Origin of the sequence: Streptomyces sp. SID5469 (assembly GCF_009862865.1) — a bacterium.
In the GTDB taxonomy this organism is placed as follows: Bacteria; Actinomycetota; Actinomycetes; order Streptomycetales; family Streptomycetaceae; genus Streptomyces; species Streptomyces avermitilis.
The window spans coordinates 2,337,418-2,363,958 of sequence record NZ_WWIN01000001.1 but is presented as its reverse complement, the minus strand read 5'-3'; the positions used below and the strand labels follow the sequence as shown (position 1 = coordinate 2,363,958).

23 protein-coding genes and 1 pseudogene are annotated in these 26,541 nt (G+C 69.6%); 4 read left to right on the top strand and 20 right to left on the bottom strand.

All coding sequences use genetic code 11. The features are described from left to right. Position 1 precedes the first annotated feature (1 nt). The 4 genes from GTY58_RS10185 to GTY58_RS10170 form a co-directional block, all read right to left on the bottom strand. Complete coding sequence (locus GTY58_RS10185; protein WP_010983371.1) at positions 2-1,819, bottom strand: glycoside hydrolase family 15 protein; 1,818 nt, start codon at positions 1,817-1,819, stop codon at positions 2-4. Positions 1,820-1,844: 25 nt separating this feature from the next. Then, the gene (locus GTY58_RS10180) at positions 1,845-3,263 is read right to left on the bottom strand and encodes a DUF2252 domain-containing protein (protein ID WP_010983370.1); all 1,419 of its coding nucleotides are present in this window, start codon (positions 3,261-3,263) and stop codon (positions 1,845-1,847) included. Then, the gene (locus GTY58_RS10175) at positions 3,260-4,846 is read right to left on the bottom strand and encodes a GMC family oxidoreductase (protein ID WP_037647329.1); all 1,587 of its coding nucleotides are present in this window, start codon (positions 4,844-4,846) and stop codon (positions 3,260-3,262) included. The genes GTY58_RS10180 and GTY58_RS10175 overlap by 4 nt, the downstream gene beginning before the upstream one ends. Positions 4,847-4,975: 129 nt before the next feature. After that, entirely contained in the window at positions 4,976-5,908 is a 933-nt protein-coding gene (locus tag GTY58_RS10170) for a cyclase family protein (protein ID WP_010983368.1), read from the bottom strand. 128 nt (positions 5,909-6,036) lie between these two features. On the opposite strand from GTY58_RS10170, the gene GTY58_RS10165 reads away from it, so the two are divergent. Then, positions 6,037-6,999: a DUF389 domain-containing protein gene (locus tag GTY58_RS10165; protein WP_037647332.1), complete on the top strand. Its 963-nt coding sequence runs from the start codon at positions 6,037-6,039 to the stop codon at positions 6,997-6,999. Here the strand turns inward: GTY58_RS10165 and GTY58_RS10160 are convergent. Further along, on the bottom strand, positions 6,983-8,350 hold the full coding sequence (locus GTY58_RS10160; protein ID WP_010983366.1) for a membrane protein: 1,368 nt from the start codon (positions 8,348-8,350) through the stop codon (positions 6,983-6,985). The two genes, GTY58_RS10165 and GTY58_RS10160, sit on opposite strands and share 17 nt — an antisense overlap. A gap of 210 nt (positions 8,351-8,560) precedes the next feature. Here GTY58_RS10160 and GTY58_RS10155 point away from each other — a divergent pair, with 210 nt between their 5' ends. Beyond that, positions 8,561-8,995, top strand: a complete 435-nt coding sequence (locus tag GTY58_RS10155) for a DUF6325 family protein (protein ID WP_037647336.1) — start codon at positions 8,561-8,563, stop codon at positions 8,993-8,995. 151 nt (positions 8,996-9,146) lie between these two features. On the opposite strand, the gene GTY58_RS10150 is transcribed toward GTY58_RS10155, so the two are convergent. The 5 genes and pseudogenes from GTY58_RS10150 to GTY58_RS10130 all read right to left on the bottom strand — a co-directional run bounded on the left by GTY58_RS10150 (position 9,147) and on the right by GTY58_RS10130 (position 13,763). Beyond that, complete coding sequence (locus GTY58_RS10150) at positions 9,147-9,713, bottom strand: gluconokinase (protein WP_010983364.1); 567 nt, start codon at positions 9,711-9,713, stop codon at positions 9,147-9,149. Beyond that, positions 9,710-10,759, bottom strand: coding sequence for a cytochrome d ubiquinol oxidase subunit II (locus GTY58_RS10145; protein WP_010983363.1), 1,050 nt, complete (start codon positions 10,757-10,759; stop codon positions 9,710-9,712). Before GTY58_RS10145 ends, GTY58_RS10150 begins: the two co-directional genes overlap by 4 nt. Beyond that, a pseudogene (locus GTY58_RS10140) lies at positions 10,756-12,187 on the bottom strand (cytochrome ubiquinol oxidase subunit I). Before GTY58_RS10140 ends, GTY58_RS10145 begins: the two are co-directional and overlap by 4 nt. 114 nt (positions 12,188-12,301) lie before the next feature. Then, positions 12,302-13,141, bottom strand: coding sequence for an SDR family oxidoreductase (locus tag GTY58_RS10135; RefSeq protein WP_010983361.1), 840 nt, complete (start codon positions 13,139-13,141; stop codon positions 12,302-12,304). A 181-nt stretch (positions 13,142-13,322) separates the two neighbouring features. Continuing rightward, entirely contained in the window at positions 13,323-13,763 is a 441-nt protein-coding gene (locus GTY58_RS10130; RefSeq protein WP_010983360.1) for a hypothetical protein, read from the bottom strand. Between the two features lie 254 nt (positions 13,764-14,017). On the opposite strand from GTY58_RS10130, the gene GTY58_RS10125 reads away from it, so the two are divergent. Then, positions 14,018-14,311, top strand: a complete 294-nt coding sequence (locus GTY58_RS10125; protein ID WP_042494315.1) for an SHOCT domain-containing protein — start codon at positions 14,018-14,020, stop codon at positions 14,309-14,311. A 19-nt stretch (positions 14,312-14,330) separates the two neighbouring features. Here GTY58_RS10125 and GTY58_RS10120 read toward each other — a convergent pair whose 3' ends face one another. Continuing rightward, positions 14,331-14,825, bottom strand: a complete 495-nt coding sequence (locus tag GTY58_RS10120) for an NUDIX hydrolase (protein WP_010983359.1) — start codon at positions 14,823-14,825, stop codon at positions 14,331-14,333. Between the two features lie 175 nt (positions 14,826-15,000). Next, positions 15,001-16,134 carry an ADP-ribosylglycohydrolase family protein gene (locus GTY58_RS10115; protein WP_010983358.1) on the bottom strand — a complete coding sequence of 378 codons (1,134 nt, stop codon included), beginning with the start codon at positions 16,132-16,134 and terminating at the stop codon, positions 15,001-15,003. Between the two features lie 146 nt (positions 16,135-16,280). On the opposite strand from GTY58_RS10115, the gene GTY58_RS10110 reads away from it, so the two are divergent. Next, positions 16,281-17,432 (top strand): glycerate kinase, encoded by a 1,152-nt coding sequence (locus GTY58_RS10110; RefSeq protein ID WP_010983357.1) that lies wholly within the window; start codon positions 16,281-16,283, stop codon positions 17,430-17,432. 98 nt (positions 17,433-17,530) lie between these two features. Here the strand turns inward: GTY58_RS10110 and pssA are convergent, their stop codons facing one another. From pssA to GTY58_RS10070, 8 genes are all read right to left on the bottom strand, one after another. Next, entirely contained in the window at positions 17,531-18,349 is an 819-nt protein-coding gene (gene pssA, locus GTY58_RS10105; RefSeq protein ID WP_037647344.1) for a CDP-diacylglycerol--serine O-phosphatidyltransferase, read from the bottom strand. A 22-nt stretch (positions 18,350-18,371) separates the two neighbouring features. After that, entirely contained in the window at positions 18,372-19,019 is a 648-nt protein-coding gene (locus GTY58_RS10100) for a phosphatidylserine decarboxylase (protein WP_010983355.1), read from the bottom strand. A 170-nt stretch (positions 19,020-19,189) separates the two neighbouring features. Then, on the bottom strand, positions 19,190-20,395 hold the full coding sequence (locus tag GTY58_RS10095; RefSeq protein ID WP_010983354.1) for an acyl-CoA dehydrogenase family protein: 1,206 nt from the start codon (positions 20,393-20,395) through the stop codon (positions 19,190-19,192). 2 nt (positions 20,396-20,397) lie between these two features. Continuing rightward, positions 20,398-20,925, bottom strand: a complete 528-nt coding sequence (locus tag GTY58_RS10090) for a MaoC family dehydratase (protein ID WP_010983353.1) — start codon at positions 20,923-20,925, stop codon at positions 20,398-20,400. Between the two features lie 5 nt (positions 20,926-20,930). Beyond that, positions 20,931-21,896, bottom strand: a complete 966-nt coding sequence (locus tag GTY58_RS10085) for a CoA ester lyase (protein ID WP_010983352.1) — start codon at positions 21,894-21,896, stop codon at positions 20,931-20,933. Beyond that, positions 21,893-23,941, bottom strand: coding sequence for a protein meaA (locus tag GTY58_RS10080; protein ID WP_010983351.1), 2,049 nt, complete (start codon positions 23,939-23,941; stop codon positions 21,893-21,895). The genes GTY58_RS10085 and GTY58_RS10080 overlap by 4 nt, the downstream gene beginning before the upstream one ends. Before the next feature lie 10 nt (positions 23,942-23,951). Then, the gene (gene ccrA, locus GTY58_RS10075; protein WP_010983350.1) at positions 23,952-25,289 is read right to left on the bottom strand and encodes a crotonyl-CoA carboxylase/reductase; all 1,338 of its coding nucleotides are present in this window, start codon (positions 25,287-25,289) and stop codon (positions 23,952-23,954) included. A gap of 411 nt (positions 25,290-25,700) precedes the next feature. After that, entirely contained in the window at positions 25,701-26,516 is an 816-nt protein-coding gene (locus GTY58_RS10070; RefSeq protein ID WP_010983349.1) for a TetR family transcriptional regulator, read from the bottom strand. Positions 26,517-26,541 lie beyond the last annotated feature (25 nt).

Sequence of the window (26,541 nt, the reverse complement as noted above, 5' to 3'; positions counted from 1 at the left end):
TTCAGTGGTGGGGCCCGTCGAGCGCCTCGTCCAGGGTCGTCGCGGCCATGATGAGGGAGAGATGGGTGAAGGCCTGGGGGAAGTTGCCGAGCTGCTCCCCGCTCGGGCCGATCTCCTCGGCGAACAGGCCGACGTGGTTCGCGTACGTCTGCATCTTCTCGAAGGTGTAGCGGGCCTGGGGGAGGCGCCCCGCGCGGGCGAGAGCGTCGACGTACAGGAACGTGCACAGGCTGAACGTCCCTTCGGAGCCGCGCAGTCCGTCGGGGGAGGCCTGCGGGTCGTAGCGGTAGACGAGGCTGTCGGAGACGAGGACGCGGTCCATGGCGTCGAGGGTGTTGAGCCAGCCGGGGCTCCGGGGGGCGATGAAGCCGACCCGGGGGGCGAGCAGCAGGGAGGCGTCCAGGACGTCGCCGCCGTAATGCTGGACCAGGGCCTGCTCCTTGTCGTTCCAGCCGCGCTCCATGACCTGTTCGAGGATGGCGTCCCGGGCCTGGGTCCAGCGCACGGTGTCGGCCGGCCTGCGGAACGTGGCGGCCAGCCTCAGGCCGCGGTCGAAGGCGGCCCAGCACATCACCCGGCTGTAGGTGAAGTCCTGGCGTCCGCCCCGGGTCTCCCAGATGCCCTCGTCGGGCCGGTCCCAGGAGTCCACGAGCCAGTCCAGGGTGCCGGCCAGGGCCTTCCACCCGTGATAGCCCGTCTGTTCGCCGATCTCGCGGCCCTCGGCCAGGGCATAGAGAGCCTCGCCGTAGATGTCGAGCTGAAGCTGGTCGGAGGCGGCGTTGCCGGCCCGGACCGGGTAGGAGCCGCGGTAGCCCTCGAAGTGCTCCAGGATCTCCTCCGTCAGATGAGGGTCGCCGTCCACCCGGTACATGATCTGGAGGGGTTCGTCGTCCGGCCCTTCGCGGGCGCTCAGACGGTCGCCCAGCCAGCGCGTGAAGCGGGCCGCCTCCTCGACGAAGCCGAGGTCGAGCAGCGCCCGCACCGACAGGGAGCCGTCCCGCACCCAGGTGTACCGGTAGTCCCAGTTGCGCTCACCGCCGACCTGCTCGGGCAGTCCCATGGTGGCGGCGGCGACCGGCGCGCCCGTGGGCGCGTACGTGAGGAGCTTGAGGGTGATCGCGGAGCGGTGCACCATGTCCGTCCAGCGGCCGTGGTAGCGCGAGGTGCGCACCCACCCGTGCCAGAACGCGATGTTCTCCCAGAGCTCTTCTGTGATCCGCTCCGTGGTGGGCGGTGGCGGCGCCTCCCCGCCCGGCGCACACACGGTGAACACCGCGGCCGCCGACTCTCCGCCGTTGAGGGTGATGGCGCCGCGGACGTCCTGCTCGTCCCGTTCGAGCGGGATGGTGGACTGAAGGAACGCGGTCGTTCCCGGGGCCCGGAACGTCGCCGTGTCGGGCGTCAGGTCCAGTTCGTGGGTGGCCCGCGCGTAGTCGAACCGCGGCCGGCACACGAGGCGGAAGCGCACGGTGCCGCGCACGGAGCGTACGATCCGCACCAGGCTGTGCCGGTCGCTCGCCGTCGGGCCCGGCAGGACCGGCATGTAGTCGATGATCTCGCCGACTCCGTCGGGTGACATGAAGCGGGTCACCACGACGCCGGTGTCCGGGTAGTAGAGCTGCCTCCAGGTCCCCTCGGGGTGCTCGGGCGCGAGGAGGAAATGGCCGCCGCCGTCGTGGTCGAGCAGGGAGGCGAAGATACTGGGCGAGTCGAAACGCGGTGCCGCGAACCAGTCGATCACGCCCTGGGACGACACCAGCGCCGCGGTCTGGAGGTCCCCGACGAGCCCGTGGTCGGCGATGGGCGGGTAGCGTTCCATGCTGGCCTCCTTGGTGGTCTCCCTTTCAGGCGGCTTCAGCCGCTACCCGTCCCGTGCGGACGGCGTCGACGAGCGCCTGGTGGTCCTTCTCGTTCTGGTCGGCGTAGCGCTCGGCGAACGTCACCAGCGCCCGGTCGAAGACATCGCCGCCGCCCAGATACGCGGCGATGGCGATCCGGTCCCCCGACCTGGCGTGCGCGCGGGCCAGCGTGGCACCGCACAGCTCACCGAAGGCCCGCATGCCGGCCGGCACCATCACCTCGGGCTCGGCGATGCCCTTCCAGTCCCGCAACTGCCGTACGTAGAAGTCTCGTCGGCGGCCGTCGATGCCGTCGACCCGCTCCCAGCCGAGGAAGATGTCGCTGGTGGCCTGCATGAGCCGCTGGCCGGAGACCACGCGCTCGCCCTGCGTCCGGTAGCCGCTCGCGCCGGCGAAGGGCGCCAGCACCGACTCGTCGGCCTCCTTGGCCTGGAGGAGCAGCGGATCCTTGTCGTCCCTGCCGAGCAGGAGCACGATCCAGCAGCGGGTGCCCACGCTGCCGACCCCGACCACCTTGCGGGCCAAGTCGGCCACCCGGTACTGCTCCAGCAGAATCCGCCGGTCCGACTGAAGGGTCCGGCCGTAACGTTCGATCAGCCGGCGGATCTCCTTCTCCAGCGCGCCGCGTTCGACATCCGGAAGCAGGTCCTGGAGCGGCGTGATCAGGGGCGGATCCGCGGCGATGCGGACCTTCCCGTCGACGATGTGGGTGAGTTGGCCGAAGGCGTGGAGACTGTCCCGGGTACGTGCCTTCGCCACCGCCTGCGACCAACTGTCGCGGATCCCCGCGCTCGCCTCGTCTATGAAGTGGGCGCGCACCCACTCCTCGTCGAACTGGGCGTACCACACGGTGAGATTGCCCCATCCGGCGAAGCGCCGCATCCACTCGCGGTAGGACCGCACCGTCGACCGCACGATGCCGGCCCGCTCCTTGGCGCTGAAGCCGTTCGCCCGGCCCGCGATGACGAGACTGGTGGTCAGCCGCTTGACGTCCCACTCCCACGGGCCGGGCAGCGTCTCGTCGAAATCGTTGATGTCGAACATCATGCGGCGCTCGGGAGAGGCCAGCAGCCGGAAGTTCAGCAGGTGTGCGTCGCCGCACAGCTGCGTCCTGAACCCGGACCGGGGAGTGCCGGCGAGATCCCCCGCCATGATGGCGGCGGCCCCCCGAAAGAAGCGGAACGGCGACTCGGTCATCCTGCCGTAGCGGATCGGTACGAGCTCGGGCACCCGCGTCGCCGACTGCGCGTCGACGACGTCCACCGGGTCGGGCCGCTTCTGCGGGGGCGCGAACTCGGCGTGACTGGAGCGGGGTACGGAGGACCGGGCGGCCTTGCCGAGTGCGGCTCGCTCCCGCGGCGTGCGGTGTCGGGTCTCGTGGTCGGCCGGGTGGCCCGCCGTCACCGCAGTCGCTCCGCGAGATGGTCGCCGACCCGCAGGGCGTTGGCGATGGCGGTCAGCGAGGGATTCACCGCGCCGATGCTCGGGAAGAAGCTCGTGTCGACGACGTAGAGGTTGTCGAGGTCGTGGGCCTTGCAGTTGACGTCGAGGGCGGAGTCGGCGGGGTCGCGGCCGAAGCGGACCGTGCCCGCCTGATGCGCGGTGGCGCCGATGGGCATGCCCTTGTGCAGGTAGATGCTGTGCGACAGCAGATGGTGCTCGTGCATGCCCAAGTGGCTGAGCATGCCCTGTAGTTTGTGCCGCAGGCGCTTCAGCCCGGCGATGTTGTTCTTCTCGTCGAGCGCCAGATGGATGCCGCCGTCCCCGTCCAGGGTGACGCGGTTCTCGGCGAGGGGCAGGTCCTCTCCGCACAGCCAGAAGTCGACCGCGTGGTGGGCGAGTACCTCGAACGGCATGTCGGGGGCGACGGCCCCGGCCCAGCGGGGCGCCTCGCCGTGGATCTGCTCGGCGTCGGACTTGCCGAGCATCTGGATGCCGCCGAGAGGGTAGTCCCAGTCGTCGGATCCCAGGTACCAGTCGTGCAGCGCCAGGGTCTTCTGGAATTTGGTGTCGTTCGGTTCCTTGGACACGGCCATCAGGGCCAGGTTGTTGTGCCGCATGTAGTGCCGGCCCACCACGCCCGAGCTGTTGGCCAGGCCCTGCGGATGCCGGTCATCGGCCGAACGCAGCAGCAGGACGGCGGAGTTGACGGCGCCGCAGGCGACGACCACGATGTCGGCGCTGAACTCCACGGTGGAAGCGGCCCCGTCCCCCACCGTCGCGACGACCGAGGTGACACTCCGTCCGGTCGCGTCCGTGTCGAGGCGCCGCACATCCGCATGGGTGAGCATCTCGACGTTGGCGTGCTCCAGGGCGGGGTCGACACAGATGACCTGCGCGTCGGACTTCGCGCCGACCAGACAGGGGAAGCCGTCGACGCGGTCGCAGCGGATGCAGGCGCTGGCGTGGGTGGCCCGGCCCCGGTCGTCCTGGGTGAGGTTCACCCCGATCGGAAGGTGGAAGGGGTGCAGCCCCTGCTTCTCCAGGTCGTGGCTGAGTTGCTGGATGCGCGGCTCGTGCTGGACCGGCGGGTAGGCGTACTGGGCGCTGGTGGGACCCTCGGTCGGGTCTTCGCCGTGCCGGCCGTGGACGAGGTAGAGGTGTTCGGCCTGCGTGTAGTACGGCTCGAGTTCCTCGTAGCTCAGCGGCCAGGCGGGGGAGATGCCGTCGTGGTGGCGGAGTTCGCCGAAGTCCTCGGGGCGCAGACGGAAGAGCGCGGCGCCGTAGAACTTGGTGTTGCCGCCGACGTAGTAATTGACTTCGGGCGGGAACTGGTTTCCGTGTTTGTCGTACCAGAACTCCGGAGCGCGGTATTTGCCCTTGACGAAGACCGCGGTGGATTCCCAGTTGTCGCGTTCGCGGGGCAGGTAGTCACCGCGTTCGAGCAGGAGGATCCGTTTCCCGGTGGGGGCCAGTCGGTGGGCGAGCGTGCCACCGCCCGCACCGGTGCCAATGATGATGACGTCGTAGTGCCGCGCGTCGGTCATGCCGGCCACCGTCCTCGGAACATCGTCCGTCCTGCCCGGTGAAGGGGACATCGGCCCCAACCACCAACGTATCTCCGGGTGATGTTTCCGGCGAGTTGGGCCGGTCGGGTGAGCGGGGGCCGACGGCCGTCACAGGATGGCGAGGGGATTGACGGGGGAGCCGGTGGCCGCGGGCAGCCGCAGGGGGGCGATCACGCAGAGAAACGACCAGCGGCCGTCCCGCGCGCAGAGCGGTACGAGGTCCTCGAACCGCAGATAGTCGAGCAGATGCAGTCCCATCGCGTGGATGGCGAGCACATGCACCGGGAACGCGACGCCCTGTGCCGCGCTCGGAGCCGCGTCGTTGTTGCCGTCGCTGCCGAGTACGGCCACCTCCCGCTCGGCCAGGAACTCCATGGCGGCCGGATGGAGTCCGGCCCGAGCGTCGGCCACGTCCCAGGCCCCCAGCTCCGCACGCCGTCGGCGATGCCCGACCCGTACGAGGAGGATGTCGCCCCGGCCGACCCGGACCCCCTGCCCCGCCTCGGCGGCGGCCAGGTCCTCGGCCGTCACCTGCGATCCCGGTTCGAGCCAGGGGACGCCGTGCAGCTGGGGGATGTCGAGGAGCACCCCGCGTCCGACGATGCCGTCGCGGGCCAGGGCGATGGACAGGGCGCTCGCCCCGTCCGGCGACAGCGCGTCCGCCGCCGGTATGCCACCGTGCAGGGTGCCGTCGTAGATGACGTGGCACAGCGCGTCGATATGGCTGTTCACATCGCCGTGAATGTTCATGGCGATGCGGTCCCGCGCGAACTGCACTCCGGTCGGGTCCGGTTCGCCGTCGGCCGGAGCGGTGAGCCGGTGCTCGGCCGGATCGGCGTCGTCCGGCGCGGCATGGGTGTTGACGGGGGCGGCCAGCGACACCGTACGTCCCGACCGCACCTCGCGGACGGCCGCCAGCACCTGTTCGGCGCTGATGGTGTCCAGGGCGCCCCGGCGTGTGCCGCCGCCGGGGGCCGTGTCGCGCAGATGTCGGTAGAGCGACCGGAAGCCGGCCTCGCTCAGCTCGTCGGGCGTCCGCATGTCCCCACCCTGCGGCAGGTGCCGGGGGTCCGCCCGCCGAGTTGCCGCGCTCAGGGGCCGCCGCGTTAATGGGTGAGTGACCTGTCCGGGCCACGGCCGGCGCACCGCACCGACCCGCGGAGGTCCGGATGGACATGATCCATGTCCGAGCGGTGTGCCCGCCGGACCTCACGGAACGCACCATGGCCCTGCTGAGCGCAGAGCCGTGCGTCCTGAACCTGGTCCTGCAGACGGGCGGCGTACGCAACCCCGACGGCGACGCCATCGAGTGCGACGTCCTGACCGGAGCCGCGAACGAGGTGCTGCGCGGCCTGCGGGCCCTCGGACTGGAACACGACGGTTCCATCGTCCTCGACCCGGTCGACATGGTGTTCTCGGAGCGGGCGGCCAGGACCGGGGCCGAGCGGCTCGGGGCCCGGCTGCGCGCACCGGTGTGGGAGCAGGTGGAGGCCAGGATCCGGGCCGAGGGCAGGTACCCCCCGAGCTTCTACCTCTTCCTGGTCATCGCCGGAATCATCGGCGCGGTCGGCATCATCACCAACTCCCAGATCCTCATCGTCGCGGCCATGGTGGTCGGACCCGAGTACGGGGCCATCACCAGCATCGCCCTCGGGATCGACCACCACTCCCGGCCGAGAATCCAGCGGGGCCTCGTGGCCCTGCTCGTGGGCTTCCTGCTGGCCGTTGCCGCGACCTTCCTCTTCGCCCTCGTGGTCCGGGGCTCCGGGTTGCAGCCGACGGCCTTCGAGCTGGGGATCAGGCCCGTCTCGAATCTGATCGACACCCCCAACTTCTTCTCGGCCGTGGTGGCGGTGCTGGCCGGGATCGTCGGCATCGTCTCGCTCGCCGAGGCCCGGACGAGCGCACTGCTCGGCGTCTTCATCTCGGTGACCACCATTCCGGCGGGGGCCGACATCGGGGTCTCGTGCGCGTTCGCCAGCTGGGACGAGGCCCGGGGTTCCCTGTTCCAACTGCTGCTCAACATCGTCGTACTGATCGTGGTCGGGACCGGCACGCTCAAGTGCCAGCGGGCGATCTGGCGGCGGGTGAGCGAACGCCGGCACGAGGGCGCGGTCAGGCGGGCTCCGTAGGCGGCGCGTCCAGGAACTCGCGGATCGCGAAGGCCACCAGCACGATCACCACCGTCCACACCACGACAGCCGTGGTCGGATAGCTCCAGGTGAACAGGACGACCGCGGCGACCACCAGGATCACGCCGCCGATCCACCGCTTGTAACGGTGTACGAACCGGCCGACCGCACCCAGCGGGAGCCCCGCCGACACGGCGACGTCGCGCAGGGCGCCGATGCTCCTGCGGCAGCCCGTACGGGTGAGGACGGCGGCCCGGGACGGGCCGCTGAGGAACGCGCCGACGGCCGTCAGGAGGGCGAGCGCACCGACCGCCCGCACACTCGCGCGCAGGAACTTGACCAGCGCGTCGTACACCGCGCCCGCGGCGGCGTCTGACGTCCCGGAGGGCAGATGGTCGAGGTAGATCGCCCGGGCGACGGTGAGTGCGACGCCGAGCAGCAGCATGGCGGCGAACACCCCCGACGCGATCCCGATCAGGGCCCGACGGCGGTTGACGGCCAGGTACACGCCCACGGCGCCGATCAGCACGGCGATGACGGGGAGCCAGTTGCCGATGATCTCCAGCACCCGCAGATACGTCTTGATCTCGCCGATGTCCTTCGACGCGAACACCACGAAGTCGGTATGCACGGCCGGGATCCGGGCGGCGGGCTTGAAGCCGGCACTGACCAGCTGGTCCTTGACCTTGGCCACGATCGGCCCCACGTCGATGGCGACCTGATCGTTCTTGAGGGACACCGCACCGCCGTCGTGGCCCGTGAGGGCCTTGTCCAGAGCGCTGTGGACCGAGCGGTTCGCGTCCACCCAGAGCGTGTCGAAGGCACTGCTGGAGACCACCCGCTGGACGGTGCTGCTGACCAGGCTCTTCAGGCCGCTCGTGATCGGGCCGCTCAGGTCGCCGAGCAACTGGGCCGCCTTCGGCGGGGCACCCTGCTGCGCCGCCGCCTGCTCCAGCTCCTTGACCAGTGCCTCCACGTCGATCTGCGCGAGGACCGCGCTGGTGACCCGGTTGGTGATCGCTTTCTGCACGTCCGGATTGCCCGCCAGCGGCCCGACCGTGGCGACATAGCGGTCCGTGTCCCGCACGATGCTGTTCGCCCAGACCGCGACGACGGCCAGCAGCGACAGCAGCGAGGCCAGGAGAATCAGCAGGACCGAACCCGTCGACCGGAGCCAGTGGTGCCGCCCGGCCCCCGACGGCCCGGCCCCCGACGGCCCGGCGCCCTCCAGGGCGCTCACCCGGTGCCGCAGCTTGTCCAGCTCGCTGCGCTCCCGCGCCGAGAGCCGCTGGTCGCCGGACGGGTCCGCGGAGTGCTGGTCCGGGTCCGGTGGAGGTGCGCTGCTGGTCATGGTCACAGGAGATCCGTACGGACCCGATCCGGCGACCCGGACGGGCCCGGCGGGTGAATACCGCACCGAGGGGTGAATACCGCACCGAGGTGCGGAGGCTTCCGTCCGATGATGCAATGGCATTCGGGGACGATGGCGCAATGGCATTCGGCGACCGGGGGAATTCCGTGACCACCCAGGGGTGAAGCTGTGAGCGATGAATCCGTCGAAATGGGTCCGATCGACTATCTGGTCGTCGAGTTTCCCGGTAACCGAATGACGGGCGAGGGATTTCCTCTGCTGGTCGATCTGGTGGACCGCGGCATCATTCGAATCCTCGATCTGATGTTTGTCGGAAAGGAAAAGGACGGATCCGTGGTCGGCCTGGAGATCGCCGACCTCACCGGCGACGGAGCTCTGGACCTGGCCGTCTTCGAGGGCGCGTCCTCCGGCCTGCTGGGCCAGGACGACATCGAGGAGGCGGGCGCCGCCCTGGAGCCCGGCAACTCCGCCGGAATCCTGGTCTACGAGAACCTGTGGGCCGCGCCCTTCGCCACCGCCCTGCGACGCGGCGGTGCGCAACTGGTCGCCTCCGGGCGGATCCCGGTACCGGCCATCCTGGCCGCGCTGGACGCGACGGACGCCGATCAGCCGCCGACGATGTAGCGGCCGCGCCACCGTGGGTCGCGGGACGGGCCCAGGAGGGTCTCCCCCGTCCGTACCGGCGGTGCGGCACCGCGGGCCGGAGGCGTCGCCCGTACCGGCGGTCCGGCACAGCGGACCGGAGGCGTCGCCGTACTCCTGAGCGGCTGACCCGTCAGGGGGCCGTGCCCCTGCCGGAGCGCGGGACGGCGGCCCGCACCCGGGTGAGGATCGTCGCGAGGGCGGCCGTGGCGTCCATGGTCATGCCCGGCTCGTCCGGTTCCAGCGGCTCCAGTGTCTCGAACTGTGAGTCGACCAGCTGGGCGGGCATGAAGTGACCGGTGCGCCGGGACACGCGGTCCCGGGCGGTGTCCCGGTCGAGGGCGAGGTACAGGCACCACAGCCCTGGGCCCGCGGCCGCCCGGAGCTTGTCGCGGTAGGCGCGCTTGAGGGCCGAGCAGGCGACGACCAGCCCCTCGCCCGCCGCGGCGGAGTGCCGGATGCGGTCGGCGAGGGCACGTAGCCAGGGCTCGCGGTCGGCGTCGTCCAGTGCGTGGCCGGCGGTCATCTTGGCGATGTTCGCGGCGGGATGGAAGTCGTCGCCCTCGACGAACTCCAGTCCGAGCTGCTCGGCGACGGCCTTGCCGACGGTGGTCTTCCCGGAGCCTGTCACCCCCACGACCAACACGATCGGCGACTCCTCGGCGGCCTGGATCCCGGCCCCGGCCCCGGCCCCGGTCACGGGTTCTCGGGATCCCGGCCGGACGCCGTCCGCCGCAGGTCCGCGTCCGTGAGGGGCTGGAGGGCTCCGCGGGTGTCCAGCCGGTAGAGCAGGACCAGGGGCGGTCCGACGAGCACCACCGCGATGACCGTGACCAGCATCAGCCAGCGCAGCGTCGTCGACGCGCCGGCCGCCTCGGACACGGTCAGTGAGGTGGGGATGAGATAGGGCCGCTGGGCCAGCCCCCACGCCACGACGACGAGGGCCACGCTGCCGACCGCGGTGATCCTCGCCCATCCCGTCGCCGTTCGGTACAGCAGCCCGGCGGTGGCCAACGCGCTGACGACGGCGACCAGGACGAGGGCGAGACCGATTCCGCCGGTCAGCCCGTCGTGGACGTAGCGCGCGTCGTCGTGGGTCACGGCGAGCCCGACGACCGCCAGTACGGCGATGACGCCGAGGCTGCACCAGGCCCGCAGCCGGAAGTATCCGACGAGGTCGGCGGCATCGAAGCGGCGGGCGTCGGCGGTGAGGAACACCGCTCCGAGGAAGGCGGTCGCGGCGATGGTGAGCAGTCCGGCGATCACGGACGTCCCGTTGGCCCAGGCGTCGGCGGACGCCTTCGTGCCCGGAGCCACCCGGCCCGTGGCGAGACCCCCGACGGCCGCTCCGAGGAAGAAGGGCGTAAGAAGCGAGGAGAGGGCGAAGACGGCGCCGACGATCCTGCGCCGGGCGAGGCGCCGGGTGGGCTTGCGCAGGGCGAAGCCGGCGCCGCGCAGGACGAGTCCCACGGCCGCGAGTGCCAGCGGGAGCCACATGGCCGTGAAGACCGTCTGGAACAGGACCGGGAAGCCCGTCCACATGATGACCAGGATGAAGATGAGCCAGACGTTGTTGGTCTCCCACACCGGTTCCATGGCGTGGTCGATGAGCCACCTGGGGCGTTTGCCGCGTTCGGGGCCGCCCGCGACGAGGTCCCAGAATCCGGCGCCGTAGTCCGCGCCGCCGGCGCACGCGTACGCGGCCACCACGGCCAGCAGCACCCAGGCGACGACGTCCTCGATCATTCGCCGCCCCTGTCCGTGTCCCTGCCGCTGCCGCCGTCGTTGTTCCCGCCTCTGTGCCCGCTTCCGGTCGTGGACAACGGGCGGGGCCCGTAGGGGGTGTCGTCCTCCAGATCCTCGGCGGCGGCTCCCGCGAGAGCGTCCTCGTCGGCCAGCCGCCACCGGCTGCTCATCTTCAGGAGGACGGCCAGGAAGGCACCGAGGACGAGTACGTAGACCACCACGACGATGCCGAGCATCGCCCACAGAGACGAGGCACGGGTGTCCGTCACCGCCTCCGAGACCCGCATGTTCTGGTAGACGATCCAGGGCTGACGGCCCACTTCGGTCGTGATCCAGCCGCACTCCACCGTCAGCAGGCAGGCGGCGCCGGCGACAGCGGCACACCGGAAGAACCACGGTGACCTGGGCAGGCCACGGTGGCGCAGCCAACACCAGCCGTACCAGAGGGCGAGCAGGACGAGCAGGCTCCCGATGGTCACCATGATGTCGAACGCCCAGTGGGCGATCGTGGCCTGAGTCGCGGTCGGGCGGTCGCTCGCGGGAACCGACGACAGGCCCGTCACCTTGGTGTTCACGCTGAATCCGGCGAGGATCGAGTCCAGCTGGGGGATCTTGATGCCGCCGGAGATCGACCCGTCGGAACGCAGACGCCCGAACATGTACTCCGGCATATGGGTGCCGGTCTTCCAGACGATCTCGGTGGCCGCGAACTTCACCGGCTGCTTGTGGAAGACGGAGCGGGCGATCGAGTCCCCGAGGATGAACTGCACGGGGGTGAGGATCGCGGCGACGGAGAACGGCACGGTGAAGCCGAGCCGGTGGTAGCGGTCCCGGCGGCCCCACAGCAGCCCGACCGCGTACACCCCGGCGACGACATACCCGGCGGTGAGGATCACCCCGACCACGAAGTGCCAGTACTCGGGGCCGAGCATCGGCGTGAAGACCGCCCGCCGCACGTCGACGTTCACGGGGTTGCCGGACGCGTCGAGCGTGAAGCCGCGCGGGGTGTTCATCCAGGCGTTCGCGGCCACGATGCCGAACGCCCCCCATCAGGGCGGCCAGCGGCAGGGGCAGGCCGAGCCAGAAGTGCGTCCACGGCTTGAGCCGGCGCCAGCCGTACAGGTAGATCGCGATGAGGATCGCCTCGAGGAAGAACGCCCATGCCTCGACCCCGAAACCGAGGCCGAAGACATCGCCCCACCGGCCCATCATGCCCGGCCACAGCAGACCGAATTCGAAGGAGAGCACCGTGCCGGTCACGATGCCGATGGCGAACTGGACGGCCATGACCGCCGACCAGCGCCGCGCGAGCAGCAGCGCGACGGCGTCGCCCTTGCGCAGCCCGCGGTAGTGCATCAGGAGGGTGATGGCGGGCAGGGCCACGCCGAAGGGCACGAGCAGGATGTGGGAGGCCAGGGTGAAGGCCATCAGCTCCCGGGCCGGCAGAAGCTGTGCCGGGGCGTTGGCCAGGAAGTGGTCGATCGCGCTGTTCACATGGGCCTCGGTGGCTCGTGCCGGACGGCTGCTGAGGGGCAGCGGGCGTCAGCCACCCGTGGCGAAACCGGGGAACAGCGTCATGCCGCCGTCCACATAGATCGTGGTCCCCACGACGTAGTCGAAGAGGTCGGACGCCAGAGCGGCCACCGCGTTCGCGATGTCGTCCGGGTCGCCGACGCGGCGGTAGGGGATGAGCCGGAGAAGGTCGGCCTCGGCCTCCGGGGTGTCCCAGGCGCTGCGGTTGATCGGTGTGCGAATCGCCCCCGGAGCAACGGCGTTGACCCGGATCCGGTGGGGTGCCAGCTCCTGGGCGAGGGTCGCCATCATCATCAGCACCCCGCCCTTGGACGCCGCGTAGTTCACATGGCCCGCCCAGGGGATGATCTGGTGGACCGAACTCATGCAGATGATTTTCCCTGCCGAGCGTGAAACCTCCGGGACGACGCCGCGCCGCATGAATTCCTTGGCCGCTTCACGGGCGCACAGGAATTGTCCGGTCAGATTGACGTCCAGCACCTTCTGCCACTGGGCCATGGTCATGTCGATGACGGGGGCATCGCGCTGGAGTCCCGCATTCGCCACCATGACGTCGATGGTCCCGAACTCCTTGACCATACGGGAAACCATGTCGGCGACCTGGTCCTCCTGTGACACGTCCGCCTCGTGTGCGTAGGCGCGGACGCCGAAACTCTCGATCTCGCGCACCACCTCTTCCGCGGCGTCCCGCCCGGCCACGTAATTCACCACCACATCGGCGCCCACGCGTCCCAGGCCGATCGCCGTGGCCTTGCCGATGCCGGAATTCGCACCCGTCACCAGCGCCTTCTGTCCTTTGAGGAGCTGGGGGGCAAGGGGCTGGCGACCGTCACTTCCGGTGGTTTCCACTCGTGTCTCCCTGTGGGTGCCGATGCGGAGATCCGGAGGAATCCGCCCCACCAAGAAAACATGGGTGGATCAGTACGGCTCGGTGGCACGTCTCCTTTCAGCCGGTCGGGGTGCCGTCCGGTGCCGAACGGCCCAACACCCACCCGCCGGGTTGCCCGGGACGGCGCGGCCAGCTAGGCCGCTAGGCGGTGGTGCGGGCGGCGTCCCGGTCGGTTCCGACGCACAGCGCCCAGATGACGAAGGCATCCACGACGATCAGCACGATGGCCCAGAAGGGGGAGTGCGGCAGCCATATGAAGTTGGCGATCATCGACAGGCCGGCCAGCACGATTCCGGTGATGCGTGCCCACAGCTCACCACGGAACACGGCGATGCCGGCGAAGAAGACCAGAATGCCGAGGATGAGGTGGATCCAGCCCCAACCCGTCAGGTTGAAGTTGTAGGAGTAGCTGTTGGTGACGATGAAGACATCGTCGTGGACGATGGCGGAGATTCCTTCGAATACCGCCATCGTCCCGCCGAGGATCATCATGGCCCCGGCGAATGCGGTCCAGCCGGACACCCAGGCTCCTCCGCTGCCACTTCCGGTCCCGTGCCGCTGCTGCATTCCAGTCGTGGTCATTGTGAGCTCCTCCCACGTAGGCCTCGCCACTGACCAGCGAACCGGCCGGTGGCCACATTTCAGCTTGCCACGAGAATCACAGTCCGGCAGAACGTCGGTATTTACGCAGGGCAGCACGAAGGCCGATGTGCGAGGGAATTCATCCGGTGCTCCAATGGGAGTGTCCGGTGCACCGAGAATTGTGTGTCGCTCGGTGGACTGTTTGTGTCGCATGCCTCCGGCGAGACGCGTGCCTTCGGCAGGGAGCATGCATCCTGCAAGAAAGGAAACCGCCGTGCCAGGTCTCCTGCCGCGGGGTCGCCCGCACAGCCGTAGTGGCCGGTACGGCGACCGCCGTGTCGAACCGCGTGTCACGCCGCCAGCAGGGGCGATGGGCCCAGCAGGAGTATCAGGAGGCCCCGCCGGCCGCCCAGCCCCCTCCCGCCCCGCCTGCCGACGACATGAGCAGCAAGATCGATCAGTTGAAGCAGCTCGGGGAGCTCAAGGCCCAGGGTGTCCTCACCGAGACCGAATTCGAGGAACAGAAGCGCAGGATCCTCAGCTCCTGACTGACCGGGCCCGGCGGCATCAGCCCACCCGGTGTCCGTTCTCCAGCTCCGCCGTCCCCGCACCCTCGGCCACCGCGTCGAGTCCGGCCAGGACGCGACGGCCCAGGGCGCCCGAAAGGTATTCCGGAAGCTCTTCCCGCGGCACGAGGCGCCAGGACAGCAGTTCCTCCTCCTGGAGGCGGATCGCCTTGAGGTCCTCCTCGCCGAGAACGCCGCCGTCGTACAGGTACGCCACCAGGGGTGGGCGGGCCGTTCCGGGCACCCAGTCCACCGCCAGGAGCCGGCCCGGCTCGACGTCGAGTCCGATCTCCTCGGCCGTCTCCCGTCGTGCGCCCTGCCTCGGTGTCTCCCCGTCGTCCGACTCGATCGTGCCGCCCGGCAGCGCCCAGCCCTCCCGGTAGCTGGGCTCGACCAGCAGCACCCGGCCCGTGGCGTCACGGAAGAGCACGGCGGCACCGGCGAGGACGCGGGGGAGGCCCGCGATGTACGTGGCGAAGTCTTGTGGAGTGGTCACTCCGGAAGGGTATCCAGTCCGCGCGGACGTTCCGGGTGGCGCAGCGGCGGACCGAGGAGTGGAACGCCGTGACGTCGTGATCCCGCCACGGCGCGGCGAACTCGGCGCTCCCGGCAGGGACTTCGTCGACCGTTCCTCCGGCCCGGTCTCCCCCGCCTCGCCGTGCTGTGCCTCGCTACGGAGTGTCCAGACCGGTCCCGGCGGCCCCCGTCTCCGGGCCGGCCCCCGTCTCCGGTTCCGTCTCCGCCAGTGCGAGCGTGCGTGCGGCCAGTTCGCTGATCCGTACCCCGTCGAAGCCGAACACCGCACTGCGGACCGTGTCCTCCAGCGGGTCCTTCCACTGGGGCGGGATCGCGGCCGCCCCGCTGAGGACGCCCGCCACCGAGCCCGCCGTCGCGCCGTTCGAGTCGGTGTCCAGGCCGCCGCGCACCGTCAGTGTGATCGTGCGGGTGAAGTCGCCGTCGCCGTACAGGAGCCCCGCCGTGAGGACCGCGGCGTTCGGGACCGTATGGATCCAGCCGAGCCCCGCCGTCTCCTCGGCCACCGTGCTGAGCGTGTCCTCCCAGCTCAGCCGGGTCTCGTGCAGCGAGGCGACGCGGCGCACGATGCGGGCGAGGCGGCTGCTCGCGGGGATGACCGTCAGGGCCGTGTCCAGGGCGTCCCGCACCCCGGGTGCCGTGAACGCCGCCGAGATCAGTGCCGCCGCCCACATCGCGCCGTACACCCCGTTGCCGGTGTGGGAGAGCACGGCGTCCCGGCGGGCCAGCGAGGCCGCGCGCCAAGGAGCGCCGGGGCACGTCCAGCCGTAGATGTCGGCGCGGATCAAGGCGCCGATCCACTCCTGGTACGGGTTCTCGTACGTCGCGGTGAGCGGTGGTCTGATGCCGCCCGCGAGGTTGCGGTAGGCCGCCCGTTCCGCCGTGAACGTCTGGAGGTACGGCAGCCGCAGCAGCCATAGGTCGCCCACCTGCTCCGTGCTGAAGCCGAAGCCGTGCGTCTCGAGGAGGTGGAGGCCGAGGATCGCGTAGTCCACGTCGTCGTCCCGGCAGCTGCCGTGGATACGGCCGCGTACGCACTGGCGCCACTCGGGGCGCAGCGCGAACTCGTCGCCGGCGCCCGGGCCGACGGGCTCGGGGAGATAGTCGGTGAGCGGCAGGGCCCCGGCCTGCCGCAGATAGCGGTCGATGCGCTCCCGCGTCCAGTGGTCGCCCTGCTCGACCGGTTTGCCGAGCATGTTGCCCGCGATCCGGCCCAGCCAGCCGCCGAGGACGCGGTCGGCGAGATCCGGTTCGGTGCCCACAGGGGTCATAGCTTCGGTGTACCCGATTCCGGGGGCGGATGCGCTGTGTTCCGGGGGCCCGGCGGGGCATGACGGCGAGTGCGTCCTGCGGTTAAGGTCGCTGCGGCGCGACTGCCTTGACGTGAGCAAGGCCCGGAGAGCAAGGGGAATGCAAGGTGGCGGACGCTGGAGTCAACGGGACCCGCAGGGTGCTCATCGCCGCGGACAAGTTCAAGGGGTCGCTGACCGCCGTACAGGTCGCGGAGCGTGTGACGGCCGGCCTGCGCCGGGTCGCGCCCGCCGTGGAGGTCGAGGCGCTGCCTGTGGCCGACGGCGGCGACGGGACCGTGGACGCGGCGGTCGCGGCCGGATTCGAGCGGCGTGCGGTGCGGGTCGCCGGGCCGCTCGGCGAAGAGGTCACGGCGGCGTTCGCGCTGCGCGGCGGCACCGCGGTCGTGGAGATGGCGGAGGCGAGCGGGCTGCAACGGCTGCCCAAAGGTGTCTTCGCGCCGCTCACGGCGTCGACGTACGGGTCCGGGGAACTGCTGCGGGCCGCGCTGGACGCCGGGGCGCGGACCATCGTGTTCGGGGTCGGCGGCAGCGCGACGACCGACGGCGGGGCGGGCATGCTGGCCGCGCTCGGTGCGCGCTTCGTGGACGCGGAGGGCGAGCCGGTGGCTCCCGGGGGCGGCGGACTGAGCGAGCTCGCCCTGGCCGATCTCTCGGGCCTCGACCCCCGCCTCGCGGAGATCGAGCTGGTCCTCGCGAGCGACGTCGACAATCCGCTGACCGGGCCGAAGGGCGCACCCGCGGTGTACGGGCCGCAGAAGGGCGCCGCACCGGACGACGTGGCCACGCTGGACGCGGCGCTGGCGCACTTCGCGGCGGTGCTGGAGAAGGCGATCGGGCCGAAGGCCGCGGAGTACGCCGCCGCGCCCGGTGCGGGTGCCGCGGGCGGCATCGGGTACGGGGCGCTGGTGCTCGGCGCCGGGTTCCGGCCCGGCATCGAGGTGATGCTGGACGTGCTCGGCTTCGCGCCGGCGCTGGACCGCGCCACGCTCGTGATCACCGGCGAGGGGTCGCTGGACGAGCAGACGCTGCACGGGAAGGCGCCGGCGGGTGTGGCCGCGGCAGCTCGGGCGGCGGGCAAGGAGGTCGTCGCGGTGTGCGGGCGGCTCGCCCTGCCGCCGCAGGAGCTGGGGCGGGCCGGCATCCGGCGGGCGTACCCGCTGACGGAGTCCGAGCCGGACATCGCGAAGTGCATCGAGGACGCGGGGCCGATCCTGGAGCGGGTCGCGGAGAACATCGCCCGGGACTTCCTGGTCTGAGCCCGGCAGACGCCGGAGCGGCCGGGAACGCGGCACACGCCGAAGGGCCCCGAGCCAACTGGCTCGGGGCCCTTCGGGTACTCGTTACGACCAATCCGCTACGGCAACTGCGCGGCACGCGCCTCACGGCGGTTGTCGCGGAAGTTGTTCACCCGCCGCGCCGTCGCGAAGAGGGGGATCACCGCGCCCATGACCAGCTGGAGCGCGCAGCCCGTCTGGAGGAGCAGCTGGCCGCTGGGGGCGTCGAAGGCCCACGCCGCCAGCAGGCCCATCGACAGCACGATCCAGGAGAGCATCGCCACCGCGAGACGACCCCGCGGCTTCGGGTACTCGACTCGGCTCACCATCAGCCAGGCGGTGCCGATGATCGCCATGAGCGTGGCGACGAACGGCAGCTCGAGGAGCACGATGGAGACGACCGTCAGCGCGCCGAACGGCGAGGGCATGCCCTGGAACGTGCCGTCCTTGACCGTCACGCAGGAGAAGCGCGCGAGGCGTAGGACGACCGCGAGGAGGACCACGATGGCCCCCACCGCCGCCACTCTCTGGTGCGCGTCGTCCGCGACCATGCCGTAGACCAGCACGAAGTACGCCGGTGCCAGGCCGAAGCTGATCAGGTCGGAGAGGTTGTCCAGCTCCGCGCCCATGGGTGAGGAGCGCAGCTTGCGGGCGACGAGGCCGTCGAAGAGGTCGAAGACCGCCGCGCACAGCATCAGGATGACCGCCGTGGCCGCGCTGTGCCGGGCCATGCCCGACTCCTGGCTGCCCGTGAGGTGCGGGATCAGGATGCCGGTGGTGGTGAAGTACACCGCCATGAAGCCGCACGTGGCGTTGCCGAGAGTCAGCGTGTCCGCTATTGAGAGGCGGAGGGAGAGGGGCATCTCCTCCTCGTCGTCCACCTCGTCGGCCTCCGGCACCCAGCCGGTCTGTGTCTCAGGATCAATCACGGTCAATTCGAGTCACCCCAGCCACGGTCTTCTGACCGACCTCCACGTCGACGTCGACACCCTCGGGGAGGTAGATGTCGACGCGCGAGCCGAAGCGGATCAGGCCAATCCGGTCGCCCTGCTCGACCTTGGTGCCCTGCGGCACGTACGGGACGATGCGGCGAGCGACCGCGCCGGCGATCTGGATCATCTCGATGTCACCGAGCTCGGTGTCGAAGTGCCAGACGACGCGTTCGTTGTTCTCGCTCTCCTTGTTGAACGCCGGAACGAACCCACCCGGGATGTGCTCGACAGACGTCACCGTGCCGGACAGCGGCGCGCGGTTGACGTGGACGTTGAGCGGGCTCATGAAGATCGCGACGCGTGTACGCCCGTCCTTCCAGGGCATGATGCTCTGGACGACGCCGTCGGCGGGCGAGATGACCCGGCCCTGAGTGATCTCGCGCTCGGGGTCGCGGAAGAACCACAGCATGCCCGCCGCCAGTGCGGTGGCGGGTACGGCCACGGCCTTGGCGGCGCCGGAGCGGCGCGCCCGGACCAGGCTGAGTGCTGCGGTGGCAACGGTCGGGAGAAGCCACGGCGATGCTCCGCGCGCGAGGCGGACCCGGCCGCGAGGTGCAGAGGTTTGGCTGTGGGGCATGGATGACCTTCGTAGCGGATGATGCCGCGCTGTAACGGGGGACGGCGGCTTTCCCGGGATCGTACCGGTCGCGGGCCGCAACTGGGCAAGCCAAGAAGCCGAGTCGGCGGCCGAAGAGTGTTGACGGGGTGTGATCTTCTTCTCGATGAAAACACCCCGAACCCGGACATCTAGCCCTGGAGTCGATACTCTTCGAGCAGCCTGCGTCCGATGATCATTTTCTGGATTTCGGCGGTCCCTTCACCGATCAGCAGCATCGGGGCCTCCCGGTAGAGGCGCTCGATCTCGTACTCCTTGGAGAAGCCGTAACCGCCGTGAATCCGGAAAGCGTCCTCCACGACTTCCTTGCAGTATTCGGACGCGAGGTACTTCGCCATCCCTGCTTCGAGGTCGTTTCGTTCCCCGGAATCCTTTTTGCGGGCCGCGTTCACCATCATTGCATGGGCGGCCTCGACCTTGGTAGCCATCTCCGCGAGCTTGAACTGGATGGCCTGGTGCTGGGCGATCGGCTTGCCGAAAGTGTGACGCTGCTGGGCATATGAGACGCCGAGTTCGAAAGCACGCTGCGCCACACCGCAGCCACGGGCCGCTACATTCACGCGGCCGACTTCCACTCCGTCCATCATTTGGTAAAACCCTCGGCCGGTCGTGCCTCCGAGTACCCGATTGGCCGGAACGCGTAGTCCGTCCATAATCAGCTCGGTGGTGTCGACCCCCTTGTAACCCATCTTGTCGATCTTCCCGGGAATGGTGAGGCCGGGGCGGACCTCTCCGAAGCCGGGCTCCTTCTCGACCAGGAAGGTCGTCATCGACTTGTGGGGCGCCGTGCCCTCGGGGTGTCCTTCGTCACTTCGGACGAGGACCGCCACGAGATTCGACGAGCCGCCGTTCGTCAGCCACATCTTCTGGCCGTTCAGGACGTACTCGTCGCCGTCCTTGACCGCCTTGGACGAGATCGCGGACACATCCGAACCAAGAGCCGGCTCCGACATGGAGAACGCGCCCCGCACCTCGCCGAGCGCCATCCGGGGCAGGAAGTGGTCCTTCTGCTCCTGAGTGCCGTGCTGCTTGAGCATGTACGCCACGATGAAGTGCGTGTTGATGATGCCGGACACCGACATCCAGCCACGGGCGATCTCCTCGACGCAGAGCGCGTAGGTGAGGAGGGACTCGCCCAGGCCCCCGTACTCCTCCGGGATCATCAGGCCGAACAGGCCCAGTTCCTTGAGGCCGTCGACGATCTGCTGGGGGTACTCGTCGCGGTGCTCCAGCTCGGTGGCGACCGGGATGATCTCCTTGTCCACGAAGTCGCGGACGGTGGAGAGGATCTCCTGCTGGATGTCGGTCAGACCGGCGGTCTGGGCGAGTCGCGCCATGGCTACTTCTCCGTCTTCTTCTCCGCAGGTGCGGTGAGCTCCGGGCGGCCGGGCTGCTCGCCGCCGCGCTCCTTGATGTACGTCTCGGTGGGGACCATCACCTTGCGGCGGAACACGCAGACCAGCGTGCCGTCCTGCTTGTAGCCCTTGGTCTCGACGTAGACGATCCCGCGGTCCGACTTGGACCTGGAGGGTGTCTTGTCGAGGACCGTGGTCTCGCCGTAGATCGTGTCGCCGTGGAAGGTCGGCGCCACGTGCTTCAGCGACTCGACCTCCAGGTTGGCGATCGCCTTGCCCGAGACGTCGGGGACCGACATGCCGAGCAGCAGCGAGTAGATGTAGTTCCCGACGACGACGTTCTTCCCGAAGTCCGTCGTCTTCTCCGCATAGTTGGTGTCCATGTGGAGCGGGTGGTGGTTCATGGTCAGCAGACAGAAGAGGTGGTCGTCGTACTCCGTGACCGTCTTTCCGGGCCAGTGCTTGTAGACCGCGCCGACCTCGAACTCCTCGTACGTGCGTCCGAACTGCATGGTGCTCAGGCCTCCGGGGCTTCGAACTTGGACGTGCGCTGCATGCCGGCGGCCCGGCCCTTGCCCGAGATGACCAGCGCCATCTTGCGGCTGGCCTCGTCGATCATCTCGTCGCCGAGCATCGCCGAGCCCTTCTTGCCGCCCGCCTCGGACGTGTAGAAGTCGTACGCGTCCAGGATCAGCTCGGCGTGGTCGTAGTCCTCCTGGGAGGGGGAGAAGATCTCGTTGGACGCCTCGACCTGGCCCGGGTGCAGCACCCACTTGCCGTCGAAACCGAGGGCCGCGGCGCGCTGGGCGACCGCGCGGTAGCCGTCGATGTTGCGGATCTGGAGGTAGGGGCCGTCGATCGCCTGGAGGTTGTTGGCGCGGGCGGCCATCAGGATCTTCATCAGGATGTAGTGGTAGGCGTCCGCCGGGTAGCCGGGCGGCTGCTCGCCCACGACCAGCGACTTCATGTTGATCGACGCCATGAAGTCGGCCGGGCCGAAGATGATCGTCTCGACGCGCGGCGAGGCCTGCGCGATCTCGTTGACGTTGTTCAGGCCCTGCGCGTTCTCGATCTGCGCCTCGATGCCGATCTTGCCGACCTCGAAGCCCATCGTCTTCTCGATCTGGGTGAGCAGGAGGTCGAGCGCGACGACCTGCTGGGCGTCCTGGACCTTCGGCAGCATGATGCAGTCGAGGTTCTGGCCCGCGCCCTCGACGACCGTGACGACATCCCGGTACGTCCACTGCGTCGTCCAGTCGTTGACGCGCACGACCCGCGTCTTGCCCGTCCAGTCACCCTCGTTGAGGAACTTCACGATGGTGTGCCGCGCCTCGGGCTTGGCGAGCGGGGCGCAGGCGTCCTCCAGGTCGAGGAAGACCTGGTCGGCGGGGAGGCCCTGGGCCTTCTCCAGGAAGCGGGGGTTGCTTCCCGGCACCGCGAGGCAGGAGCGTCGCGGGCGCAGGCGGTTGACGGGCGTGGTCATGCGGGGACCTCCAGGGGGTCGAGCTTGTTCGCTTTCCGGATCTCGTCGACGATACGGCCGATGATTCCGGTGATGTCGAAGTCCTTCGGGGTGAAGACCGCGGCCACTCCCGCGGCCCGCAGCTGTTCGGCGTCCGCGTTCGGGATGATCCCGCCCGCGATCACCGGAATGTCGGTCGCGCCGGCCTCGCGGAGCCGGTCGAGAACGTCGGGCACGAGCTGCGCGTGCGAACCGGACAGGATGGACAGGCCGACGCCGTGCACGTCCTCGGCCAGGGCCGCGTCCACGATCTGCTCGGGCGTCAGCCGGATGCCCTGGTAGACCACCTCGAACCCGGCGTCACGGGCCCGCACGGCGATCTGCTCGGCGCCGTTGGAGTGCCCGTCCAGGCCCGGCTTGCCCACCAGGAAGCGGAGCTTGCCGACGCCCATGTCCTTCGCGGTCAGCTCCACCTTCTGACGGACCAGCGCGAGCGCGGTGCCCGCCTCGGCGGTGACGGCGACCGGCGCGGAGGACACACCGGTCGGCGCGCGGAACTCGCCGAACACCTCGCGCAGCGCCCCGGCCCACTCGCCGGTCGTGGCCCCGGCGCGGGCGCACTCCAGGGTGGCCTCCATGAGGTTGCCGGTGCCCTTGGCGGCTTCCTTCAGCTTCTCCAGCGCCTTGCACGGGCGCGGGTGGTTGAAGGGCGGCTGGTAGCGGGTGTCGCGCCAGGTCCCCAGCGCCGCGATCACCCGGGCCTCGACCGCCGGGTCGACCGTCTGGATCGCCGCGTCCAGGTCGGCCGTCAGCGGGTTCGGCTCGGTCGACTCGAAGATGTTGACGCCGACGATCTTCTCCCGGCCCGACTCGATCCGGGCCCGGCGCTCCGCGTGCGAGGCGACGAGCTGGGACTTGAGGTAGCCGGACTCGACGGCGGCCATCGCGCCGCCCATCTCCTGGATCCGGTCGATCTCGGCCAGCGACTCCTCGACCAGCTCCTGGACCTTCGCCTCGATGACGTGCGAGCCCTCGAATATGTCCGCGTACTCCAGCAGGTCGCTCTCGTAGGCGAGCACCTGCTGCATACGCAGCGACCACTGCTGGTCCCAGGGCCTCGGCAGGCCCAGCGCCTCGTTCCAGGCGGGCAGCTGTACGGCACGCGCGCGTGCGTCCTTCGAGAGCGTCACGGCCAGCATCTCGAGGACGATCCGCTGGATGTTGTTCTCCGGCTGCGCCTCCGTCAGACCGAGGGAGTTGACCTGCACGCCGTACCGGAAGCGCCGCTGCTTGGGGTCCTCGATGCCGTACCGCTTACGCGTGATCTCATCCCAGATCCGCCCGAACGCGCGCATCTTGCACATCTCCTCGACGAAGCGGACGCCCGCGTTCACGAAGAAGGAGATACGGGCGACGACATCGCCCTTGCGGTCCTCGGGGATCTGCCCCGACGCGAAGACCGCGTCGAGCACGGCGATCGCGGTGGACATCGCGTACGAGATCTCCTGGACCGGTGTGGCCCCCGCCTCCTGTAGGTGGTAGCTACAGATGTTGATGGGGTTCCACTTGGGGATGTGGTTGACCGTGTAGCAGATCATGTCCGTCGTCAGACGGAGCGAAGGACCCGGCGGGAACACATGCGTGCCCCGCGACAGGTACTCCTTCACGATGTCGTTCTGGGTCGTCCCCTGGAGCTTGGTGATGTCCGCACCCTGCTCTTCGGCGACGACCTGATAGAGCGCCAGCAGCCACATGGCGGTGGCGTTGATGGTCATCGAGGTGTTCATCTGCTCCAGGGGGATGTCCTGGAACAGCCGGCGCATGTCACCGAGGTGCGAGACGGGGACTCCGACCCGGCCGACCTCGCCGCGGGCGAGGATGTGGTCGGGGTCGTAGCCGGTCTGTGTCGGCAGGTCGAACGCGACCGACAGGCCGGTCTGGCCCTTGGCGAGGTTGCGCCGGTACAGCTCGTTGGACGCCTCGGCGGTGGAGTGGCCGGCGTACGTGCGCATGAGCCACGGCCGGTCCTTCTCCCGCCGCCCGTCGCTGGTCTGACGCTCAGTCATCTACGTGACCTCAGATGTTCCGGAAGCGGTTGATGGCGTCGATGTGCTGCGCGCGCTTCTCCTCGTCGCGCACGCCCAGGCCCTCGCGGGGCGCGAGGGCGAGCACGCCGACCTTGCCCTGGTGGAGGTTGCGGTGCACGTCGTAGGCGGCCTGCCCGGTGTCCTCCAGGGAGTAGACCTTGGAGAGCGTGGGGTGGATCTTGCCCTTGGCGACGAGGCGGTTGGCCTCCCAGGCCTCGCGGTAGTTCGCGAAGTGCGAGCCGATGATCCGCTTCAGCGACATCCACAGGTAGCGGTTGTCGTACTCGTGCATGTAGCCCGAGGTCGAGGCGCAGGTGGTGATGGTGCCGCCCTTGCGGGTGACGTAGACCGAGGCGCCGAAGGTCTCGCGGCCGGGGTGCTCGAAGACGATGTCGATGTCCTCGCCGCCGGTGAACTCGCGGATGCGCTTGCCGAAGCGCTTCCACTCCTTCGGGTCCTGGGTGGTCTCGTCCTTCCAGAACTTGTAGCCCTCGGCGTTGCGGTCGATGATCGCCTCGGCGCCCATCGAGCGGCAGATGTCCGCCTTCTGCTCGCTGGAGACGACGCAGATCGGGTTGGCGCCGCCGGCGAGCGCGAACTGCGTGGCGTACGAGCCCAGTCCACCGCTCGCGCCCCAGATGAGGACGTTGTCGCCCTGCTTCATGCCGGCGCCGTTGCGGGAGACGAGCTGCCGGTACGCGGTCGAGTTCACCAGGCCCGGAGCGGCGGCCTCCTCCCAGCTGAGGTGGTCCGGCTTCGGCATCAGCTGGTTGGACTTGACGAGCGCGATCTCGGCGAGCCCGCCGAAGTTGGTCTCGAAGCCCCAGATGCGCTGCTCGGGGTCGAGCATCGTGTCGTTGTGGCCGTCGGACGACTCCAGCTCGACCGAGAGACAGTGCGCGACGACCTCGTCGCCGGGCTTCCAGGAGTTGACTCCCGGGCCGGTGCGCAGGACGACGCCCGCGAGGTCAGAACCGATGATGTGGTACGGCAGGTCGTGGCGCTTGCTGAGATCGCTGAGCCGCCCGTAGCGCTCCAGGAAGTTGAAGGTCGACACCGGCTCGAAGATCGACGTCCAGACCGAGTTGTAGTTCACGGAGGACGCCATGACGGCCACCAGGGCCTCGCCGGGGCCGAGCTCCGGCACCGGCACGTCGTCCAGGTGGATCGACTTGCGGGGGTCCTTGTCGCGGGTGCTGAGCCCGGCGAACATCTCCGTCTCGTCCTTGTGCACGGTGATCGCGCGGTACGAGTCGGGGAGCGGCAGTGCGGCGAAGTCGGCAGACGTGGCCGTCTGGGACTGAATCGCGTCCAGGATTTCCTTCACGGTGTTGCCTCCGGCGAAGTGGCGTCTTGAGGGGAGACGCTGAGGGTTACGTCGGTGCTGCTGCTGGTGTGAGGGGTGCCGTCGGTTCGGCGGAGGTGGTGCTGTGGCAGCGCTTTGTGGCGCAGGAGGGTGCCTGTGACGCAGGCGTCCGGGCGCGCTCGCCATTGGCTTGCGGGGACAGCCGGCGTACGAAAGGTCTCTGCACGCCGGCCGCCCGGACATATTCAACGTATGGCACGCCGTGTCACCTGGCAAGGCACGGAGTGCCAGAAATTGCGCTCAGATGAAATCTTTACGTAACACGTGAGCGATGATCGATCAGAGCAGGGCGCAAAAACGCCGGACGCACTCAAATCGAGCCCGTCCGGCGGTGGGGACACGCGGCGCAGCCGCGGTGTGGTGACGAAGCGCCTACGACCGTTCCTTGAGCGCCTGCTCGATGGTGCGCATCACCTGATCCAGCGGGGCGTCGACGCGGGCCACGGTCACCAGCACGTCCCCGTCGGTGAACGAGGACGCCGGCGCCGACCGGGGCGGCGCGGTCTCCCGTCCGGCGCCGATCCCGGTGCCGAACGTCTTGCGGACGATGGCGAAGGCGTGGTCGAGCTGGGCCTCGACATCGCCCTGACCGCCCGCCCGCAGCCACCGCCGCAGTACATGGTTGTGCGCGGTGACGACCGCCGACGCGGCGACCTCCGCCAGCAGCGGATCGTCGTTCGCGTCGTCGTCGTGCGCGTGCTCGTCGAAGTGGCCGAGCAGATAGCGTGTGAAGAGCCGCTCGTAGCGGGCGACCGACGCGATCTCCGCCTCGCGCAGCGTCGGGACCTCGCGGGTGAGCTTGTAGCGCGACACGGAGATCTCGGGCCGGGCCGCGTACATCTTCATGACTTCCTTGATGCCACGGCACACCGTGTCGAGCGGATGCTCGTGCGCGGGCGCGGCGTTGAGCACCGCCTCCGCCCGGACCAGGGTGTCGTCGTGGTCGGGGAAGATCGCCTCTTCCTTGGAGCGGAAGTGGCGGAAGAACGTGCGCCGCGCGACCCCCGCGGCCGCCGCGATCTCGTCGACGGTGGTCGCCTCGTACCCCTTGGTCGCGAACAGTTCCATCGCCGCGGCCGCCAGTTCGCGGCGCATCTTGAGCCGCTGGGCGGCAGCACGACTGCCCGCGGCACTTTCCGGCGCGTCGGGCGTGGCTGCGGTACGTGAGGACCTGGCGGGCTGGGACATGACCCGAACGTACTGCATCTGCGCA

Coding starts and splice junctions, on each gene's coding strand:
- GTY58_RS10155 (WP_037647336.1), top strand. CDS start 8,561: ATGGGTCCGATCGACTATCTGGTCGTCGAGTTTCCCGGTAACCGAATG.
- GTY58_RS10185 (WP_010983371.1), bottom strand. CDS start 1,819: ATGGAACGCTACCCGCCCATCGCCGACCACGGGCTCGTCGGGGACCTC.
- GTY58_RS10095 (WP_010983354.1), bottom strand. CDS start 20,395: ATGGCGCGACTCGCCCAGACCGCCGGTCTGACCGACATCCAGCAGGAG.
- GTY58_RS10070 (WP_010983349.1), bottom strand. CDS start 26,516: ATGTCCCAGCCCGCCAGGTCCTCACGTACCGCAGCCACGCCCGACGCG.
- GTY58_RS10145 (WP_010983363.1), bottom strand. CDS start 10,759: ATGATCGAGGACGTCGTCGCCTGGGTGCTGCTGGCCGTGGTGGCCGCG.
- GTY58_RS10175 (WP_037647329.1), bottom strand. CDS start 4,846: ATGACCGACGCGCGGCACTACGACGTCATCATCATTGGCACCGGTGCG.
- GTY58_RS10165 (WP_037647332.1), top strand. CDS start 6,037: ATGGACATGATCCATGTCCGAGCGGTGTGCCCGCCGGACCTCACGGAA.
- GTY58_RS10160 (WP_010983366.1), bottom strand. CDS start 8,350: ATGACCAGCAGCGCACCTCCACCGGACCCGGACCAGCACTCCGCGGAC.
- GTY58_RS10115 (WP_010983358.1), bottom strand. CDS start 16,134: ATGACCCCTGTGGGCACCGAACCGGATCTCGCCGACCGCGTCCTCGGC.
- GTY58_RS10080 (WP_010983351.1), bottom strand. CDS start 23,941: ATGACTGAGCGTCAGACCAGCGACGGGCGGCGGGAGAAGGACCGGCCG.
- GTY58_RS10170 (WP_010983368.1), bottom strand. CDS start 5,908: ATGCGGACGCCCGACGAGCTGAGCGAGGCCGGCTTCCGGTCGCTCTAC.
- GTY58_RS10130 (WP_010983360.1), bottom strand. CDS start 13,763: ATGACCACGACTGGAATGCAGCAGCGGCACGGGACCGGAAGTGGCAGC.
- GTY58_RS10090 (WP_010983353.1), bottom strand. CDS start 20,925: ATGCAGTTCGGACGCACGTACGAGGAGTTCGAGGTCGGCGCGGTCTAC.
- GTY58_RS10085 (WP_010983352.1), bottom strand. CDS start 21,896: ATGACCACGCCCGTCAACCGCCTGCGCCCGCGACGCTCCTGCCTCGCG.
- GTY58_RS10100 (WP_010983355.1), bottom strand. CDS start 19,019: ATGCCCCACAGCCAAACCTCTGCACCTCGCGGCCGGGTCCGCCTCGCG.